This is a genomic window from Paractinoplanes hotanensis (assembly GCF_023717965.1).
In the GTDB taxonomy this organism is placed as follows: Bacteria; Actinomycetota; Actinomycetes; order Mycobacteriales; family Micromonosporaceae; genus Actinoplanes; species Actinoplanes polyasparticus.
In genome coordinates, this window is the sequence record NZ_JAMQOL010000087.1 from 1 (window position 1) to 16881 (window position 16881).

The 16881-nt window shown below is 66.1% G+C and carries 23 protein-coding genes and 1 tRNA gene; 8 read left to right on the forward strand and 16 right to left on the reverse strand.

The window, feature by feature from the left end:
- Nucleotides 1-23: 23 nt before the first annotated feature.
- The 6 genes from LXN57_RS45910 to LXN57_RS45935 all read right to left on the reverse strand — a co-directional run bounded on the left by LXN57_RS45910 (nucleotide 24) and on the right by LXN57_RS45935 (nucleotide 3883).
- A complete protein-coding gene (locus LXN57_RS45910; protein WP_251804627.1) occupies nucleotides 24-1043 on the reverse strand; it encodes a hypothetical protein in 1020 nt (339 codons plus the stop codon).
- Between the two features lie 452 nt (nucleotides 1044-1495).
- Nucleotides 1496-1843 carry a hypothetical protein gene (locus LXN57_RS45915; protein WP_251804628.1) on the reverse strand — a complete coding sequence of 116 codons (348 nt, stop codon included), beginning with the start codon at nucleotides 1841-1843 and terminating at the stop codon, nucleotides 1496-1498.
- Between the two features lie 15 nt (nucleotides 1844-1858).
- Nucleotides 1859-2485, reverse strand: coding sequence for a DUF2637 domain-containing protein (locus LXN57_RS45920; RefSeq protein ID WP_251804629.1), 627 nt, complete (start codon nucleotides 2483-2485; stop codon nucleotides 1859-1861).
- Entirely contained in the window at nucleotides 2482-2706 is a 225-nt protein-coding gene (locus LXN57_RS45925) for a hypothetical protein (RefSeq protein ID WP_251804630.1), read from the reverse strand. Before LXN57_RS45925 ends, LXN57_RS45920 begins: the two co-directional genes overlap by 4 nt.
- Before the next feature lie 37 nt (nucleotides 2707-2743).
- Nucleotides 2744-2983 (reverse strand): DUF6284 family protein, encoded by a 240-nt coding sequence (locus LXN57_RS45930; RefSeq protein WP_251804631.1) that lies wholly within the window; start codon nucleotides 2981-2983, stop codon nucleotides 2744-2746.
- A 612-nt stretch (nucleotides 2984-3595) separates the two neighbouring features.
- Complete coding sequence (locus tag LXN57_RS45935; protein WP_251804632.1) at nucleotides 3596-3883, reverse strand: hypothetical protein; 288 nt, start codon at nucleotides 3881-3883, stop codon at nucleotides 3596-3598.
- Between the two features lie 138 nt (nucleotides 3884-4021).
- On the opposite strand from LXN57_RS45935, the gene LXN57_RS45940 reads away from it, so the two are divergent.
- From LXN57_RS45940 to LXN57_RS45950, 3 genes are all read left to right on the forward strand, one after another.
- Nucleotides 4022-4372 (forward strand): winged helix-turn-helix domain-containing protein, encoded by a 351-nt coding sequence (locus LXN57_RS45940; protein WP_251804633.1) that lies wholly within the window; start codon nucleotides 4022-4024, stop codon nucleotides 4370-4372.
- Nucleotides 4373-4580: 208 nt separating this feature from the next.
- A complete protein-coding gene (locus tag LXN57_RS45945) occupies nucleotides 4581-5123 on the forward strand; it encodes an NUDIX hydrolase (protein WP_251804634.1) in 543 nt (180 codons plus the stop codon).
- Nucleotides 5120-5530 carry an NUDIX hydrolase gene (locus tag LXN57_RS45950; RefSeq protein ID WP_251804635.1) on the forward strand — a complete coding sequence of 137 codons (411 nt, stop codon included), beginning with the start codon at nucleotides 5120-5122 and terminating at the stop codon, nucleotides 5528-5530. The genes LXN57_RS45945 and LXN57_RS45950 overlap by 4 nt, the downstream gene beginning before the upstream one ends.
- Nucleotides 5531-5545: 15 nt before the next feature.
- Here LXN57_RS45950 and LXN57_RS45955 read toward each other — a convergent pair whose 3' ends face one another.
- The 3 genes from LXN57_RS45955 to LXN57_RS45965 form a co-directional block, all read right to left on the reverse strand.
- Complete coding sequence (locus tag LXN57_RS45955) at nucleotides 5546-5863, reverse strand: hypothetical protein (RefSeq protein WP_251804636.1); 318 nt, start codon at nucleotides 5861-5863, stop codon at nucleotides 5546-5548.
- The gene (locus tag LXN57_RS45960) at nucleotides 5863-6357 is read right to left on the reverse strand and encodes a nucleoside-diphosphate kinase (protein ID WP_251804637.1); all 495 of its coding nucleotides are present in this window, start codon (nucleotides 6355-6357) and stop codon (nucleotides 5863-5865) included. Before LXN57_RS45960 ends, LXN57_RS45955 begins: the two co-directional genes overlap by 1 nt.
- Before the next feature lie 165 nt (nucleotides 6358-6522).
- A complete protein-coding gene (locus LXN57_RS45965; RefSeq protein ID WP_251804638.1) occupies nucleotides 6523-7698 on the reverse strand; it encodes a hypothetical protein in 1176 nt (391 codons plus the stop codon).
- A 145-nt stretch (nucleotides 7699-7843) separates the two neighbouring features.
- On the opposite strand from LXN57_RS45965, the gene LXN57_RS45970 reads away from it, so the two are divergent.
- The gene (locus LXN57_RS45970; protein WP_251804639.1) at nucleotides 7844-9004 is read left to right on the forward strand and encodes a DNA cytosine methyltransferase; all 1161 of its coding nucleotides are present in this window, start codon (nucleotides 7844-7846) and stop codon (nucleotides 9002-9004) included.
- A gap of 446 nt (nucleotides 9005-9450) precedes the next feature.
- On the opposite strand, the gene LXN57_RS45975 is transcribed toward LXN57_RS45970, so the two are convergent.
- Nucleotides 9451-9792, reverse strand: a complete 342-nt coding sequence (locus LXN57_RS45975; protein ID WP_251804640.1) for an STAS domain-containing protein — start codon at nucleotides 9790-9792, stop codon at nucleotides 9451-9453.
- A 720-nt stretch (nucleotides 9793-10512) separates the two neighbouring features.
- A tRNA-Ser gene (locus LXN57_RS45985) sits at nucleotides 10513-10602 on the reverse strand.
- A 134-nt stretch (nucleotides 10603-10736) separates the two neighbouring features.
- Here LXN57_RS45985 and deoD point away from each other — a divergent pair.
- Nucleotides 10737-11444 (forward strand): purine-nucleoside phosphorylase, encoded by a 708-nt coding sequence (gene deoD / locus LXN57_RS45990; protein ID WP_251804642.1) that lies wholly within the window; start codon nucleotides 10737-10739, stop codon nucleotides 11442-11444.
- Between the two features lie 181 nt (nucleotides 11445-11625).
- On the opposite strand, the gene tadA is transcribed toward deoD, so the two are convergent.
- The 4 genes from tadA to LXN57_RS46010 all read right to left on the reverse strand — a co-directional run bounded on the left by tadA (nucleotide 11626) and on the right by LXN57_RS46010 (nucleotide 13344).
- A complete protein-coding gene (gene tadA, locus LXN57_RS45995; protein WP_438872988.1) occupies nucleotides 11626-12078 on the reverse strand; it encodes a tRNA adenosine(34) deaminase TadA in 453 nt (150 codons plus the stop codon).
- A complete protein-coding gene (locus LXN57_RS46000) occupies nucleotides 12075-12590 on the reverse strand; it encodes a tRNA adenosine deaminase-associated protein (RefSeq protein WP_251804643.1) in 516 nt (171 codons plus the stop codon). Before LXN57_RS46000 ends, tadA begins: the two co-directional genes overlap by 4 nt.
- 89 nt (nucleotides 12591-12679) lie before the next feature.
- Nucleotides 12680-12847, reverse strand: a complete 168-nt coding sequence (locus tag LXN57_RS46005; RefSeq protein ID WP_221378174.1) for a hypothetical protein — start codon at nucleotides 12845-12847, stop codon at nucleotides 12680-12682.
- Between the two features lie 125 nt (nucleotides 12848-12972).
- Nucleotides 12973-13344 carry a hypothetical protein gene (locus LXN57_RS46010; protein ID WP_251804644.1) on the reverse strand — a complete coding sequence of 124 codons (372 nt, stop codon included), beginning with the start codon at nucleotides 13342-13344 and terminating at the stop codon, nucleotides 12973-12975.
- 96 nt (nucleotides 13345-13440) lie between these two features.
- Between LXN57_RS46010 and LXN57_RS46015 the strand changes: the two genes are divergently transcribed.
- The 3 genes from LXN57_RS46015 (at nucleotide 13441) to LXN57_RS46025 (ending at nucleotide 15947) form a co-directional block, all read left to right on the forward strand.
- On the forward strand, nucleotides 13441-14205 hold the full coding sequence (locus tag LXN57_RS46015; RefSeq protein ID WP_251804645.1) for a M23 family metallopeptidase: 765 nt from the start codon (nucleotides 13441-13443) through the stop codon (nucleotides 14203-14205).
- A gap of 183 nt (nucleotides 14206-14388) precedes the next feature.
- Nucleotides 14389-15330, forward strand: coding sequence for a prephenate dehydrogenase (locus LXN57_RS46020; protein ID WP_251804646.1), 942 nt, complete (start codon nucleotides 14389-14391; stop codon nucleotides 15328-15330).
- A gap of 41 nt (nucleotides 15331-15371) precedes the next feature.
- Nucleotides 15372-15947 carry a DinB family protein gene (locus tag LXN57_RS46025; RefSeq protein ID WP_251804647.1) on the forward strand — a complete coding sequence of 192 codons (576 nt, stop codon included), beginning with the start codon at nucleotides 15372-15374 and terminating at the stop codon, nucleotides 15945-15947.
- Here the strand turns inward: LXN57_RS46025 and mtnA are convergent.
- Entirely contained in the window at nucleotides 15919-16881 is a 963-nt protein-coding gene (gene mtnA, locus LXN57_RS46030) for an S-methyl-5-thioribose-1-phosphate isomerase (RefSeq protein ID WP_251804648.1), read from the reverse strand. The two genes, LXN57_RS46025 and mtnA, sit on opposite strands and share 29 nt — an antisense overlap.

Below are 16881 nucleotides of genomic sequence, written 5' to 3' on the forward strand. Positions count from 1 at the left end.
CTCGCGGCCGGCACCAAACGGTCCTAAACCCCGCCCGATAAAGATCCAACCAACGTGTTATTTCTCGGCGAGCCCTTCGACTCGGGGCAGATGTCCGGCGGCAAGGTCGCGATCGTGTCGTACCGCCGGTTCATCTCCGCGACCAAGGTGCGCAGATCTTCGACCAGCGCCAGGACGACCTCATCGCGTACGCCGAAACCGACCCGATGCGCGACGCGCTCGAACGCGCGCCAGTCCTGGCCGCCCTTCCCGTCGTAAATGTGCAGCTCGACGATCGGATCGAGTGCGCACGCAAGCGCCGGCACCCTAGCCGCGAAGGTCTTGCCCATCCTCGGAATGGCCCCGACCAACAGCGACGTGAACATGAGTTGCAGGCACACGAGCCGACCGCGCTGGTCCTCGCCGAACGGGAACGGCTCGAACACGTCCACCTGCCCCTTGGAAATCAAAGGCCAAAGACCAGATTCCTTCGCGTACGGGTCCTCGTCCGCGACCCACAACGCGAGTCGCCGTGCCGAGCCCGCCGTACCGCGCACCCGTTCTGGCCAGACCTGCACCTCGTCGAGGTCGAGGCCGGCGGCCAGGTCGTTCCGCTTCTTGATCGCCGTGTCGGCCTTGATGCCATACGGAAGGTCGATGACCGCACGCCACCCAGGGCCATCACGCATGATCGGCGCCGGGAAAACGATCGGGTCGTCTGACTTGCACAGCCCGGCAGCGAGAAAGGCGCGCATCAGGACGTCAGCGGTCAGCTTCCGCACTCGCGGCTTGACCGCTGCAACGTCCAACAGCGGCTTGTCGGCCGGCGAGCCGACCACACCCAGGACGCCAACAAGCACCGCAATGGACGCGTACAGAACCGCCCGGGGCGCCGCAGTCAACAGAAATGTCCCGCTGACGAGGCCGAACATCGCCGAGAGAAGCAGGATGACCGTCCGCAGCCGTACGCGGTCGTCACGCTGTCGCGAGAGTCGCAGATAGTCGGCAGCGTCCTCGCGCCGCACCGCGGCCAGCCGGACCGGCCGACCCTCCGCATCGGACACCCAGTGCGACGTCCCGCTGATGGACCGGACCACGCCGCGCGGCGCCCGGACGAGCAGCCGTCCGACGTACAGCGGTAGCCGTGTGAGGTGGTAGGCGAAGACGTACGTGTAATGGCCGATGAACCACCGAGCGAAAGCAATCGCCTCAGCCTTGGACCGCAGCCACGCCGGGACGATCGGCCGGCGCGTAGCGGGCGCCCGCGGGGTGGGCACATCAACCGGCACGTGCGCGTCACCGATCTCGTCTCGTTCGTCGTCGAGATCGGCCGACCAGTTCGCGGGCCGGCGGGTGCTGAGATCGACCACGTCCGCCTCAGCGGCCTTCCAATCGAACTCGTTGTCCGGGTTCGGGGTTGTCATGATGGACATTCCTCCGGGAGGTCTGCGGGCCGAACGGGGAGCCGGGGCGCGGTTGATGGTTTGCAGGCCGGTTGGCCGCGCCCCGGGCAGAGCTATCGGTCGAGTTCGTCGATCACGTCGCCGTTGTCGTCGGTGGCTGTGGCGACGAGACCGGGATAGACACCCAGGTCGAAGGCCAGGACGAAGCCAGCCACGGCCGGGTTCAGATTGACCGCGATGTCCGAGCCGTCGGCCGTGTGGACCTTCGCTTGCTCGGAACTGACCGACGCGTCGGTCACGTCGGTCACCACCGTGCGCAGGTAGAGCGCGACCGGGCAGGAGTTCACGTCGTGCGGCTGGCCGCGCCATCCGCCGTACTCCAGAAGGTGGGCGATGTCCTCGGCGTTATCGCCGAGCGCATCCAAGATCTTGTTGAGCCGACGTTCGGCGTTGTCAGGCATGGGATCTCCGTTGGTTCAGGCTGCGGCGGACAGGTGCCGCCGGACGGTGCGGTCGGTCACGCCGAGCCGCCGGGCAATCTCTCGGGAAGGCAGATCGGGATGCCGGGCGCGGAGCCTTGCGACCGCTTTGCCGGTGTCCCGCTTGCGCGGCGTACGGGTTTTGAGTGATGCCGTGTCCGCCTCGATGTCCGCCGTTATGTCCGGCGCCGTGACCGCTTCCACGGCCGTCCGGACGTCCACTTCCTTGACCTCGCGCTGCATCCGGCCGGACAGCTCGACCAGGCAGACCGAGGCGACTACGACCAGACCGTCAACAGAGAGAGGGATGAGGAAGGGCGCCGCCCCGACCTCGCCATAGCGGCTGACCACACCCGCCATGTGCCAGTAGGAAACCCACGCCGCGATCGCGGCGATCGAGGCCGTAGCTGCGATCCGGACGACGGCCAGCGACCGGCGATGCACGGGAATGCGCGAGATCAGCTCGACGGTCAGGAGCAGGGCCAGCGGCGGCCAAGCGGCAATGGCCTGGCTGATCGGGTTGGGCAGAGCGTGCAGGATGTTGGCCGCTACCGAGGTCGCGACCCCGAGCAGGAGCGCTCCCCGTACGCCCCACCGCACCCGGTTGAGCTGAGCGTCCGTCATTTGTCGCCGCCCAGTGACTGCCCGACGGCGGTCAGCCCGGACCGCACGCCGTCGACCAGAGCCCGGGAAGGCTGCGCCAGCACGCCGTCGCTCCCGGCGATGACGAGGCCGAGCATCAGAGCGCACACGGCAGCGAAGACGATCCGGCCGCGCGTCTTGTGGTCGATGGCGAGCATGACCAGGACGGCGATGAGGACGAGGGAGAAGATTCCGAGGCTCATGCGGATCTCCGATCGACAGGGTCGATGAATCCGGGCATCAGGCCACCTCGTCGATCGAGCGGAGGTAGCGCTCGACGAGGGTGACCATCTCGCGGAGCACGCGGTTCTGAGCGCGACGGAGCCGGCGCCAGTCGAGCTGGGTCGGTGCAGGCTCCGCAGTGAGGAAGCGGATCTCGGCGTCGACCAGGGCGATCTCGGCTTCGAGGAGGCGCTGTTCGCGCTCGATTGCGGCGAGGTGAGCCGGGGTGGGCTCGTCAGGGAGAAGGTCGCGGTACACAGGGATCCTTCCGGGTCGACGACGACCGAAGGCGATTCGAGCTGAATACAACTTCTAGTTGTGTTCACGGCGCGACCGTACAACGCCACGTTGTATTCGAGCAAGCGTGCGCCTGTCGGCAGAGTTACTTGGATTTGGCTTTCGTGATGCACGGTCTTGCACTTGCAAAGTTGCAAGTGCAATCGCGTACCCTCGCCGTGATGGCCGAGACGAGCAGTGAGCTGCCCGAGGACTGGTGGACGACGGAAGATGTTCTGGCGTTCTTGCGGTCAGCGGGAGCGCCGATCAGCCGCGCCACATGGGCGGCCTACGTCTCGCGCGGCCAGGCGCCGGCCGCAGATCGCATGTTCGGTCGCTCTCCGGCCTGGCGGCCCACCTCGATTCGCGATTGGCAAGCCTCACGACCGCGTCGCGGGTCGGTCGAATCCTGACCGAACATCGTTCCTCACCTCCTTTCAGTAGCGCCGCTTTCCTGGTGAGCCCCAGTCAACCCGGAAAGCCATGCGCTGCCGATGAGGCAACCACCCACGCCTGACGCATCTGCGATGCAATGCCGATGAAGAAGCCCCGGCGGCCTTCATGGCCACCGGGGCTCCGTCGCTACTGAACAGGTCAACGCCGGTCGAGCACCGCCACGGCAACGTTGAGCGCGTCCCGAAGTTCTCGCGCCTCGCTCGCCGTCAGGTTGGCGACGGTCGGCTCACCCCAGCCCTTGCCGATCGCCAGCGCGATCTCGTCCTCTTCATCGGGCCGAACCAGGTTGACAGCAACAAGAGCCTGTTCGCACTCGACGTCCACCTCGGCGATGAGGTGAGAGTGCTGAGCACCCTGATGTTGGTGATCAATCGTGCAATACAGGGGACACCGATTCCGAGGCCGAGCAAGACGCGTGACGGACATTGCCATGACTCCTTCTCCGGGTGGCCCCAGTGCCCGATGAGTCCAATGGGGCCGAAGTGACGGGCTTGCCGAAAACGATACAGACGTCTAGACGCATACACCACCAAATGCCGACTCGTCTACACCTAGCGTGAGGGTGTGATTACGCCGGATCGCGAAGGTGCTGCTTACCGGCAGCTCGCCGGCATTCTTCGCGACCGCATCCGTAGCGGAGAGTTACACCCGGGCCAGCGGATGCCGTCCGAGAAAGATCTCCACGACGAGTTCGGCCTGGCACGAGAGACCGTGCGCCGCGCGATGGCGGTCCTCCGCTCGGAGGGCTTGATCGACATTCGTCACGGCCACGGCACGTTCGTCGCGGCAATGCCGGAGCGGGTCGAACTTAAGCCCGGCGACACGGCAACCTCGACGGCCGCGATCACGATCACCCGCGCAAGCGGAGAGACAGAGATCTATCCGGCAGGCACGATCGCCACGGCGGTCGACTGATCGATGCAGGTCAGGCCGCATCTTCGCCAACCGGCGAGGACGGGTCCGCTCTCTGCGGCCGGGCGCGCTGCCTCATGAATCAGCCAGCCCGCCACACCGTCATCGACCAGTGGACCGGTCGACACGCGATCGCGCTTCAAGCGGCCTTGCGAATGTCGCAGGACGAGATGGCCGCACTCATCGGGGTTGCCAAGCGAACCATTGCGTCGTGGAGGAGCGGCCCGAGATTGTCATTCGCCCTGAGCTCCAACGAGCACTCGATACCGCATACAGCCGCGCGGACGAGCCGGCCAAGCTGCGATTCGCCCGTCAACTCAAGGCCGACGATGACGCAGCCGTCGCGGCCGCCGGCAATGCCGTCGCCTTGACCGTGGCGATCGCGGTTGTCCTGGACGACACCAAGGTCTTGTTGGTCTGCCGCCGTGACGCTGACCCGAGCGGTATCTCCTGGCAATTCCCGGCCGGCATCGTCAAGCCGGGCGCAGTCCCCGCGACGATCGCGATCCGCGAAACCCTCGCCGAGACGGGCGTCCACTGCTCGGTGCGCGCCGAGCTCGGCAGCCGCATCCATCCGCTGACCGGCGTGAGCGCGACCTACTTCCTCTGCGACTACCTCGCCGGCGAGGTCGAGAACCGCGACGTCTTCGAGAACACGAGCGCCCTCTGGGCGCCGACGGCAGAAGTCACCCGATTCATCCCGAAGCAACGCATTTACGCGCCGATCCTGCGCGTCCTGGGAGGGGAACAATGAGCGAGTCCACAAACACCGAGCGCCCCGCCATCGCAGCGGCCGTGATCGTCCAGGACGGCCAGGTCTTGCTCGTCCGCCGCCGGGCAAAGGAGGGTCAGCTCTCTTGGCAGTTCCCCGCCGGCGAAGTCGAGCAGGGGGAATCCGGCGACCAGGCGGCCGTCCGTGAGGCCAAGGAGGAAACCGGCCTGACCGTGCGCGCGGTTGCCGATCTAGGCGAGCGAGTTCACCCGAACACCGGCCGCACCATGCTCTACTCCGCCTGCGAAGTCGTGGACGGCACGGCGTACGTGGCCGACGAGGAAGAGCTAGCAGAGGTGGCGTGGTCCGACCGCGCCACCCTCACTACGTACGTCCCATACCCGTTCTTCGGCCCCGTGCAGGAGCACCTAGACGCCAACCTGCGCTGACGTCCGAAGCGGCATTTAGATCAGACCGAGCAGGTTAGCCAGTCGGGACCGGACCACACCGTCATGGAAGTGGTCCGGCAGCGGCACCCCGCCGACAGACTGTCGCTGAGATACGACGTCGTCGAGGCTGTTCGCCGGCAGAGACTCCATGAGCTGGAGACACTGCCGCGCGTAATGCTCTGCCTCATCTGCCCGGCCAACCTCACGAAGCCGCACGGCAACCGCATAGGCGTACTCAGCAGTTACCCGCAGATCCCCCCAAGGTAGCTCAGCCCGGTACTGCTCGATGACCTCGTCGATCGGCGGCCGAGACAAGACGCTCTCCTCGATCATCAGAACGTGTACTTCTCAGCCACGGTCTGGTAGTCGAACAGCTCGGCGCTGTCGAACCAGAGGTCGATCTCGTACTTGGCCTCGTCCGGCTTACCCGATGCGTGCACAAGGTTCGCAGCAACAATCTTGTTCGACTGCGAGTACGCCTTCGAGACGTGCGCAAAGTCCCCGCGGATGGTCCCCGGAGCCGACTCGTTCGGGAAGGTAGCGCCAACCAGCCGGCGCACGTTGGCAACGGCGTCGACGCCCTCAAGCACGAGAGCGATGACCGGACCCATCTGCATGAAGTTCGCCGTGAGGTCGAAAACCTCCTTACCGAACCGCTCTTCGAGGTCGAAGTAGTGCTTCTTCGCCAACTCAGCGTCCATCTGCACCATCTTCGTTCCGACAACCTTCAAGCCGGCGTCCTCGAACCGCTGAACAACGCGACCGATGAGTCCACGGGCAACGGCATCAGGCTTCAGCAGAACCAGGGTCCGCTCGACAGTAGCCATATCAACACTCCAGTTGTAAGCAGGCATCGAAGCGTACCCCACGCCACATTGCGTGCATCGAGCATCCCCAACAAACCGCCGTAAATTCACCCCGCCATTCTTGAAGATCTAGAATTCTATTACTTTAAAATCCAGAAAGTGCAGACCAGCAATGACGAAATACAATCACTCAATGTTGTTGAGATCAGCCACCCACGCCGAGGTGATCGGTTGAACCGGAGCAAGGCGATCCGGAAAATCTTTATGCCTCTGCATATCTGAGGTTCGGCCAAACACGAAATCCCACTGCCCCGTGGGCGAGAACAGGCAAGCCGCAACAACGTCGAACGCTTCCACCGCATAAAAGCGAGATGCGGGGTCACCTTTAGAGGCTCGGGTCTTCTGCACTTCCACCTTATACTCACCGCCCTGATATCTCTTTGGGCTGGCGTTCTTACACTCGACCTTATACGTCTTGCCTGAGACCATCTTTACATCAAAGTCATGCATTGCGTCTACGTCGAGCCGATCAACTCGATCGACACTCGGATCATTTCGAAGAAGCTGTTCCAAATGATGCTCTGCGACGCCGCCGCGAACGGCTACCGATAGCCTGTTTCGGCCGTTGATAATATTGAGGATTTGCTCACTAGAGAGCGCGAATTGTTCCTCCAGCACGTGCCGCTGCTGAATCTTCCCAACAGCGACCTGATTGGCCATAGCAACCGCCGCCGAATACCGTAGAGGCGGATCGAGGCGCAACGAGGTGGCACGCCTTTCAAGTCTGGCATAGTCGAGAAGCCTTTCAGGACGAAAGGCCACGATTGTCTCAAGGCTGGTCGGAGAGCGGGGCTGCTGCCTCTTCGTGCCAGGCTTATTGGCCTTCTCCCAAACGTGCCAGCCGGATCGCTGGGCTTCCGCTACATCGGCGTCCTTTATATAGAAGGAGATACCCATCGGGAGCGGATCCCAGAGGTTAGCGTCCAGTCCGATAAAGATTCCGTCCTCTATATCAATTCCGACGATCATGGTGGAATCCACGCCTGCGACATCCCGTCCGACCGGGTGAACGCGCTTCCAGGTTTCCTCCGATCCATAACGGAGTTGACCACGCACCTCATCGGCAGGTCGTTTACGTATCGTGTTCCTAGTGACACGGAAAGGATAGAAGAGCATCCCCATGCGCTCATCGGAATCCAACTGCACACCGAGGTAGACCGGTGCACGCCCAGGATCACTGGCGTACAGCACTCGCCCTCCGGACGCCTCCGCGGCCGTTATGAGGAATGCATGCAGGTCTGTACGATTTGTCACCCTGTAGACTTCGCCGAAGTTTCGTCCGGCGACCAGCTCTCGCTCCATCGTCCTCCGCTCAACGGGGGTTGCAAATGGAACCGCAGGACACCCGCATGTCGGCGTCCTCCAGCAAACCAGACTCGACGATACTGGTCGGCGATGCCTGGTCAACGGACGACCTACGGGGTGCATCGAGAGCAAGAGGTGAATTATGGGCGAGGAGCTTCCGGTTGTAAGCCTGTTTTCCGGAGCTGGCGGGCTGGATATCGCCGTCGAACGCGGTGATGCGGAGCCTCTCGTCTCTGAAGACTTAGGAAACGGGCTACTGCGCGTCGCAGTGGCTACTGATCATAACGAGCAGGCACTCGAAACGCTAGCAGCCAATTTCGACAGCGCCAAGACCCTCCCGGGCGACATTACAGACCTTCCAACCGAACAATTGCTGGATACCGCAGGCCTTAAGCGCGGGGAACCTGTCCTGGTCGTTGGTGGACCGCCCTGTACCCCGTTCAGCAAGTCCGGATTCTGGCTCGAACAGAAGCGCGAGAGTCGTGACCCAAATGCGTCACTCCTGGATGAGTACGTACGCGTCGTTAGGGATTCCATGCCCGAAGCGTTTGTACTGGAGAACGTTCAAGGCTTGACATACAAAACTCACAAAGAACAGTTCGACAGACTCATTAGAAGTTTGGCTGAACTTGGATACAATCCCCAGTATCGCGTTCTCCTCGCAGCCGATTACGGCGTTCCTCAACTTCGGCGTCGCGTGTTCGTTGTCGGACGACGAGACGGGAAGGAGTTCATCTTCCCCGAAAGCACTCACTCTGGATGGAGTGAGCGCGATACGAAGATTGACCATTCTAAGATCCCTCACGTGACGGCTGCACAAGCCTTCACCGGACTTCCGGACCCTCTGGCAATCTCTCCAGACGAGATTGTGGACGGAGAGTATGGGGAACTGGCCGCTGAGGTTCCTCCAGGCCAAAACTATCTGTGGCACACCGACCGCTACGGAGGACGTAACCGTTTCGTCTGGCGAAGTCGGTACTGGACTTTTCTTCTGCGTCTAGACCCCGACCGACCTTCGTCGACCCTTCAAGCGCAGCCTGGCCCCTGGGTGGGACCGTTTCACTGGGAAAATGTTCGAACCGATTCTGGAACCGACCGTGCCCGCCGCCTCCGCATACCCGAAATGCTACGCCTGATGTCCTTTCCAGATGACTTTAAGATCGCCGGAACTCGCGCTGACGTGCAACGTCAACTCGGCAACGCCGTTCCGGTCGAACTTGGCAAGGCAGTTGTGCGCGCGTTAATGATCCAACTCGGCTACCTCAGTGAACCCTCGCCAACCAAGTCCACCATCCTCACCTAGGCGCAGGATCCTTCTGGATGCCTCTCGGCACGCGGGGCAGCCGTCTCGTTTGCCGTCTCGTTCAGTACGGTCCAGGGGTGTCCACGGGTCACCAGATTCCTCATGTCCCGCTGGTCATGGTGCTCGGCGACCGCCAGCGAACATCTACGCGCAGACTTGGAAAGCGTGTTGGGTTCACACCCTCACGAGTTCGAATCTCGTATCCTCCGCCAGCACCAGCAGGGTAAACACGAAAGTGGCCGGACCATGAGGTCCGGCCCTTCGTCTATGTGGTCACGATCGGGTTGCCGAGCGGCAGCCGACGGCTGCGCTCAGACCTACCAAGGCTCCACCGGCCGATATCCGACCAGCACGGCCAGCACGGCCAGCACGGCCAGCACGGCCAGCACGGCCAGCCCTCGCGTAGACAAGCGGGGCGATAGATCTCAGGCCACGCCGACCGGTGGTCAGAGCTGGGCGGCCGCGATGGCGTCGTCGACCTCGGGGAAGATGGCGAAGTAACGGCTCAGGCCGACCGTCTCCATCAGCTGGCTGAGGAACGGGTTGGCACCGGCGAAGCTGAGCCAGCCACCACGCGCAGTGATGACGTGTTTGCTGGTGATGAAGGTGCTGAGTCCTACCGAGTCGCAGAACTTGAGGTCGGTCAGGTCTACGACGATGCGGGGGACCGGCCGCTCCAGCAGGTCCGCCATGGTCGCATGGAGCTGGCCGGCGGTATCCGAGTCGAGTTCGCCCCGCAGGTGGAGAACGGCGATGTCGCTTCGGTGATCGGTGACAGTGGCCTGCATGGGAATCGCTTCCTGGCGCTGTTGATGGCAGCTCAGGCTAGATCCGCGTCAACAATTGCCACCGGACAAACGGTCCGGCCGGGAACGGGAACGCAATAGGGGTCAGATCCACTGGAAGGATCTGACCCCTACAGGAAAGTCGGCTGGCCGATGAAGACGAGCTGGCGGCGCAGCCTGGGCTCCTGGCGCGATTACAGCTTGCGCCACTGCCAGCGTGGTCCACGCCACGCGTCCGCCAGGATCATGGCCGAGGCCCGCCCTGGACACTGTTGCACCTTCGACTTGCCTTCGGGTCCGCCCATCTGAGCTTCCACTTCCCAGGCCTTACCGTCGGTGCGGACGTAGACGTCACGGCGCGCAAGCCGGACGTCACCATTCCACCAGTGACTGTCAACTCTCACGAGTCAAATCTAGGACAGTTAACAGCCATCGGCGCAGGGCTATCTTGTGAAAGTTTCTCACCAGGTGGTTAAAAGCGCATTGTCTGATCCGGTGGTTTTTGCCTGCGTGACTTGCGCTACAGCGAAGGTCTTTGAGCCGTCCCCTTGCCGCTACTTTCCGTTATCGAACCAGGCAGCGATCGTGATCGTCGGACGCCGAAACGGTAGCGTTACCTTCCCGATATTTGATCATGAGGATCGCCGATCAGGCGATGACCAACGGTGACCGGGTCACACGAAAAAACCCGTCGGCTCCACAGACACGGAGCCGACGGGCACTTGGCGGTGGTGAAGGGATTTGAACCCTTGGAGGGCTTGCACCCTCACACGCTTTCGAGGCGTGCTCCTTAGGCCGCTCGGACACACCACCGGTAAGTACGTTACCGGACCCCGATCAGCGCCCGACGCCGGGTTCCCCTTTGCCGCTCCCACCCCGACCGACCAGGTCCGACCTGGCAGGATCGAGGGCATGAGCGGTACGAACGAGCGAGGAGACACAGGACGATGAGCGTGCACATCGGCGGACAGCCGGGCGACATCGCCGAGCGGGTCCTGCTCCCGGGCGACCCGATGCGGGCGAAGTGGATCGCCGAGACGTTCCTGCAGGACGCCAGGTGCTACACCCAGGTCCGCGGCATGCTCGGCTTCACCGGCACCTACCAGGGTGTCCCGGTGTCCGTGCAGGGCTCCGGGATGGGCATGCCGTCGGCCTCGATCTACACCCACGAGTTGATCAACGAGTACGGCGTGAAGTCGGTCATCCGGATCGGCTCGTGCGGCGCGCTCGCGCCCGACCTGCAACTGGGCGACGTGATCGCGGCGATCGGCTCGGCGACCGACTCGAACATGAACCGGTCCCGCTTCGACGGCCTGATCGACTACGCGCCGGTGGCCGACTTCAGCCTGCTGCGCACCGCGGCCGAGGTGGCCGAGCGGCAGGGCACGTCGCTGCGGGTGGGCCCGATCCTGGCCGCCGACGCCTTCTACACCGACCGCCCCGACCTCTATGACGCCTTGGCCGACTACGGCGTGCTGGCGGTCGAGATGGAATCGGCCGCGATCTACACGATCGCCGCCCGCTACGGCGCCAAGGCGCTGACCATCCTCACGGTCAGCGACCACATCAAGACCGGCGCGAAGATGGACTCGGCCCAGCGCGAACAGGGCTTCGGCGACATGGTCCGGATCGGCCTGGAGACGGCCATCGCCTGAGCAGGCGCCCCGCACGAGAAACCGTGAGCACTGCCTGCGGCGTCAGGGCTTCCCGCCGTACGGGAAAGACCGTGAGCACTGCCTGCGGCGTCAGGGCTTCCCGCCGTACGGGAAAGACCGTGAGCACTGCCTGCGGCGTCAAGGCTTCCCGCCGTACGGGAAAGAAGCCCTGACGCCGCAGTCAGCGGAAGAAATCGCGGAGGATCGCCGCGCACTCGTCCTCGAGCACGCCGGCATAGACCTCCGGCCGGTGGTTGAGCCGGCGGTCCCGGACGACGTCCCACAGCGACCCGACCGCGCCGGTCTTCGGCTCCCAGGCCCCGAAGACGAGCGTCGACACCCGGGCCAGCACCAGCGCCCCCGCACACATCGTGCAGGGCTCGAGCGTCACCACCAGCGTGCAACCGTCCAGGCGCCAGGTGCCGGCCTGTTCGGCGGCGCGGCGCAGCACCAGGATCTCGGCGTGCGCGGTGGGGTCGCCGCTCGCCTCGCGCTGATTGCCCGCCGCGGCCAGCTCTCGGCCGGCGGCATCGAGCAGCACCGCCCCCACCGGCACGTCCTCACCGGCCGCAGCAGCTACCTCGAGAGCCCGTCGCATCCAGGTCTCGTGGCGCGGCAGGGCGACCAGGCTCACGCGTCGCGCAGCTCTTCCATCTCGTCGCCGCAGCCGATGCGCCCGCAGATCTCGGCGGTGACGTCGGCCGGCATGGTGCCTTCCTGACCGCACAGGCCGAGCAGCCGGTGCGCGTTGATGCCGAGGTCGTTGAGCAGTTCGGCGTCGCCGACCGGATCCGCGTCGGGGTCGACCGCGGGACGATCGGTGTCGTCCTCGTCGTCGCCCGCGGTCAGTTCGTCGATCTCCAGCGCCGGCGCCTCGATCTCGCCCAGCAGCATCGCGCCGATCCGCGACTCGTCGGCGAACGCCGAGTCGGAGCCGAAGACCCGCAGGTCCTCCCCCTCGTCCAGGCGCAGGATGGCCAGATACAGATCGTCGCTCTCGACGAAGAGCAAGGTGACGTCGGCGTCCGGTTCCACGTCCCGCATCGCGTCGACGACCTCGTCGATGTCGGCCAGGCTACTCAGGTCCACCTCGGACGCCGTCCACCCGTTCTTGCCCCGGCCCACGGCGGCAGCGAATGTCGACAACTTTCCCCCCACGACGTATGTGCTCGCGAGTGACGGTAGCGGCAGAAACGGCGGGTGCGGCGCGCCACGCCTTCGGCAGGTGAAGGAAGTCAGTTGACCAGGCGACGGCGCATCGCGATGAGCTCGCGCAGTCGCGCCCGGCGCAGCCGTTGGGGCTGGCTGGTCTCCCGCGCCGTTTTCGCGCTGGACAGCGCGGCCAGCAGCTCGAGTCGGCGCCGGCGACGATCGGGATCGAGCCGGGGGGATGTGGGGGGCATGAAGCCGAGGTTGAACCTTTTCAAGTCTTTAAGTCAAGGCCCAGTGTTCTTTAAATCAGAAGCAAGTGCGCACTGCGACGAGTACGGCACATCGGGTCGCCGACAAGGCGGTCATCACCGGACAATCACCACAGCGGCCAATCCTGGGCGGTGATCCAGCGGCTGCCCACGAACAGCATCGCGATCGACAGCCCGAACCCGCTCGCCAGCGCGACCCCGACGGCCACCGCCCGGTCGCCGATCGCGGTCAGGACCAGGGCGACAGCCCACGCGCTGACCGCGGCGAACAGCGTCCACCACGTGTAACCGGCCAGGTCACGGCCCAGGGCGCCGAACAGCGCGAGCCAGGCCACGCCCGCGCCGAGGCCGGCCAGCAGCGGGCCGGCGCTGATCGGGTGCGGCTCGCGGTAGGTCGGCCGGGACGGCCCCGGGAAGAGCCCCGAGGGCGCGCGCATGGGCGGCGGCGCGCTCGTCTGCCAGACGTCGTGCCGGTTCATCGCGGCCCCACCTCCACCTCAGCCGAGCGTGCTCGTACCGGCCAGCCTAGCCAGCACGGGTCGGCGGGAGCCGCCTGCTTCTGCCACGATGGCTCGGTGCCTTTGCTCCGTACCCTCTCCGGTTTGACCGTTCTGGCCGTCTGCCTGGCCGGTTGCGGCGGCACTGGCGGGGGTGACTCCGCCGCCCCGACGCCGCAGTTCGTCGACCCGCCGCCCGCGACGAGTCCGGCCGCGACGACACCGGCGGCTGCCCAGGTGCCCGTGACGCCCAGTTCACCGGCGCCCTCGACGGCGAGCGGCCTGGCGAGCACCCGGCCACCGGTGAAGGTGACGCCCAGTCCGGTCCGCAAGGTTGTGAAGTACGCCTTCCCGGTCAAGGCGTCGAACGTCGACTGGCACACCACTCACTCGAAATACAAGGCGACCGACATCTTCGCCGACTGCGGGCAGCCGGTGGTGGCCACGACGAGCGGGGTCGTGCTCGAGGTCAGCCGCACCGACAAGTACGTGAAGGGCGCGCCCGACGGGCCCAACAACGGCGGCCTGTCGGTCTCGCTGCTCGGCGACGACGGTGTGCGCTACTACGGCTCGCACCTGAGCAAGGTGCAGGCGGGCGTCAACAAGGGCGTACGCGTCAAGGCCGGCCAGCAACTCGGCAAGGTCGGCCGGACGGGCAACGCCAACAACGTGTGCCACCTGCACTACGGCATCTCGCCGCCGTGCGCCGAGGTCGGCGACTGGAAGGTCCGCCGCGGGGTCGTGTGGCCGTATTCCTACCTGGCCTCGTGGCGCAAGGGCGGCAAGAAGAGCCCGGTGGCCGAGGTCGCAGCCTGGAAGCGCTCGCACAACTGCAAGCCGTAGGGACTCCGGACGTACGCACGGGGCCGCACCCTCGCCCGATGGGTGCGGCCCCGTGCTGCCGGAGTACGCGTGCCGGGGTGCCACCGCCTCCCCCGCCCGCCCAAGGGAAAGAGGAAGCAGCCTACGACTTTCCGGCCGGGGCGGGAGCCGGTTGTCCACAGGGCATGTGGAAAAGTCCCCGCTGTGGATATCGCAGTCGTCGGCCTGGGCCTCATCGGCGGTTCGTTGCTCCACGCCCTGGCCGCCCACGGCCACCGCGTGACCGGCTACGACGCCGACCCCGCCACCCGCGACCAGGCCACCGCGGCCGGCTTCCGGGTAGCCGGCTCGATCCCCGCCACCATCGCCGGCACCGACCTCACGATCCTCGCAGTCCCCCTGCCCGCCCTCCCCGCGGTGGTCGGCGAGCTGGCCGGCTACCCCGGCCTGGTCACCGACGTCACCTCGGTCAAGGGCCCCGTACGCGATCTCGCCCCACCCCACTTCGTAGGCGGCCACCCCATGGCCGGCAAGGAGACCTCCGGCTTCCCGGCAGCCGATCCCGGCCTGTTCGAGGGCTGCGCCTGGGTCCTGTGCCTCGAGCCCGGCGAGACCTCCCTGCCCGGCTGGCTGACCCTGGCCGCCCTTTTGACCCGGCTCGGCGCCCGGGTGGTCCCGTTGACCGCTGCCGAGCACGACCGCGTGGTCGCCCAGGTCAGCCACGTCCCGCACCTGTTCGCGGCCGCGCTGGCCGGCCGGCTGCGCGACAACCCGCCGGCCGCCACGCTGGCCGCCGGCTCGTTCCGGGACGGCACCCGGGTGGCCGCCACCCGGGCCGAGCTGATCGCCGCCATGTGCGGGGGCAACGCCGCCGCGGTCCGCCAGGAACTGGACCACCTGCTGGCTGAGCTGCACGATCTGCGTGCTCTGCTCGACGCGCCCGACCCGGTGGCCGCCCTGATCCCGGCGCTGCGCCCGGCCGTGGAGCTGCGCCTCGCCTGGCCCCCGGCCCCGGGCGCTCCGGTCGAGCTGGTCGCTGACACGTCCGTACTGCTGGATCTGGGCCGATCGGGGGGCTGGGTGACCGCCGTTACCGGAGAAAAGGTCTCCGCAATGCGGCCGGAAACTGGCCGCAATCGCCCCTAACGTGGGTTTCGCAGGAAAACCGCGAATCCAAGGAGCCCGCAATGCCCGGTCAGGTCGGCGCCATCGAGAACGAACAGCAGGGCCTTCTCGCCTACCTCGCCCAGATGCGATACGTGCTGAAGCTGACCGCGTACGGCCTCACCGACGAGCAGTTGCGCGCCGGCCCGTCGGCAAGCGAGCTCAGCGTCGGCGGCCTGATCAAGCACTGCGCCTCGACCGAGGCCGGCTGGATGGGCCAGGTGCGCGGCGAGCCGCAGGTCCTCGACTACCAGCAGTACGCGGACAACTTCCGCCTGGCCGAGGGCGAGACCATCGATGACGTCCTGACCCGCTACGACCGCGTGGCCGAGCAGACCGAGAAGACGGTCACCGAACTGAACGACCTCGAGCACCTGATCGAGGTCGACCACTCGGTCCCGTGGAACAGCAAGGACATGACGCACTGGACGCTGAGGTGGATCCTGCTGCACCTGGTGCAGGAGACGGCACGGCACACCGGGCACGCCGACATCGTCCGCGAGTCGGTGGACGGGGCCACGGCATATCCGCTGATGGCCGCGGCCGAGGGCTGGCCCGAGACGGACTGGCTCAAGCCGTGGCGGCCGGCGACCCGGTGATCACCCGGCGGTCGGTCACGATCGCCGTCACCAGGTCGTGCGGTGTCACGTCGAAGGCCGGGTTGACGGCGTCGGCCCAGGGGGTGATCTCGGCGGCGCCCCGGTCCTCGATCGGCACCGCCCCGCCGTGCGGGGTGTCGAGGTCGATCGTCGACTCGGGCGCCACCACGACGAACGGAATGCCGGCCCGGCGGGCGCCCAGGGCGTGCGCGTACGTGCCGATCTTGTTGATCACGTCGCCGTTGGCGCAGATCCGGTCGGCGCCCAGGATCACCGCGTCGACCTCGCCCCGCGCCATCAGGAAGGGCCCCGCCGAGTCGACCGCCACCCGGTGCTCGATGCCCCACTGGGTCAGCTCCCACGAGGTGAGCCGCGCGCCCTGCAGCAGCGGCCGGGTCTCACTGGCGATCACGCCGGCCAGCCGGCCCCGCTGGTGCAGTTCGTGGACGACGCCGAGGGCGGTGCCGACGGTGACCGCGGCCAGCCCGCCGGTGTTGCAGTGGGTGAGCAGACGCGCGCGGGCGCCGCAGAGCTGGGTCAGCAGGTCGGCGCCGCGTGTGGCCATCGCGGCCGAGGCGGCGATCTCCTCATCGCGTACGCGGCAGGCCTCCTCGAGCACAGCCTGAGGCCCCCGGTTCAACTGGGAAGCGGCCCGCTGGGCGCCGCGGGCGAGGTTGACCGCTGTCGGCCGGGCCGTCTCGACCCTGCGTACGGCGAGGGCCAGTGCCTGCGGATCGTCGGCGTGCACCCGGGCGGCCAGCGCCACCCCGAAGGCCCCGGCCACCCCGAGTGCCGGAGCACCCCGTACGGCCAGCGACTGCACCGCCGCCACCAGCTCACCCACGGTGTGCAGCCGCAGGATCCTCAGCTCGCCCGGCAGCATCGTCTGATCGATGATCTCGATCGCGCCGTCCACCCAGTCGATCGTCCGCAT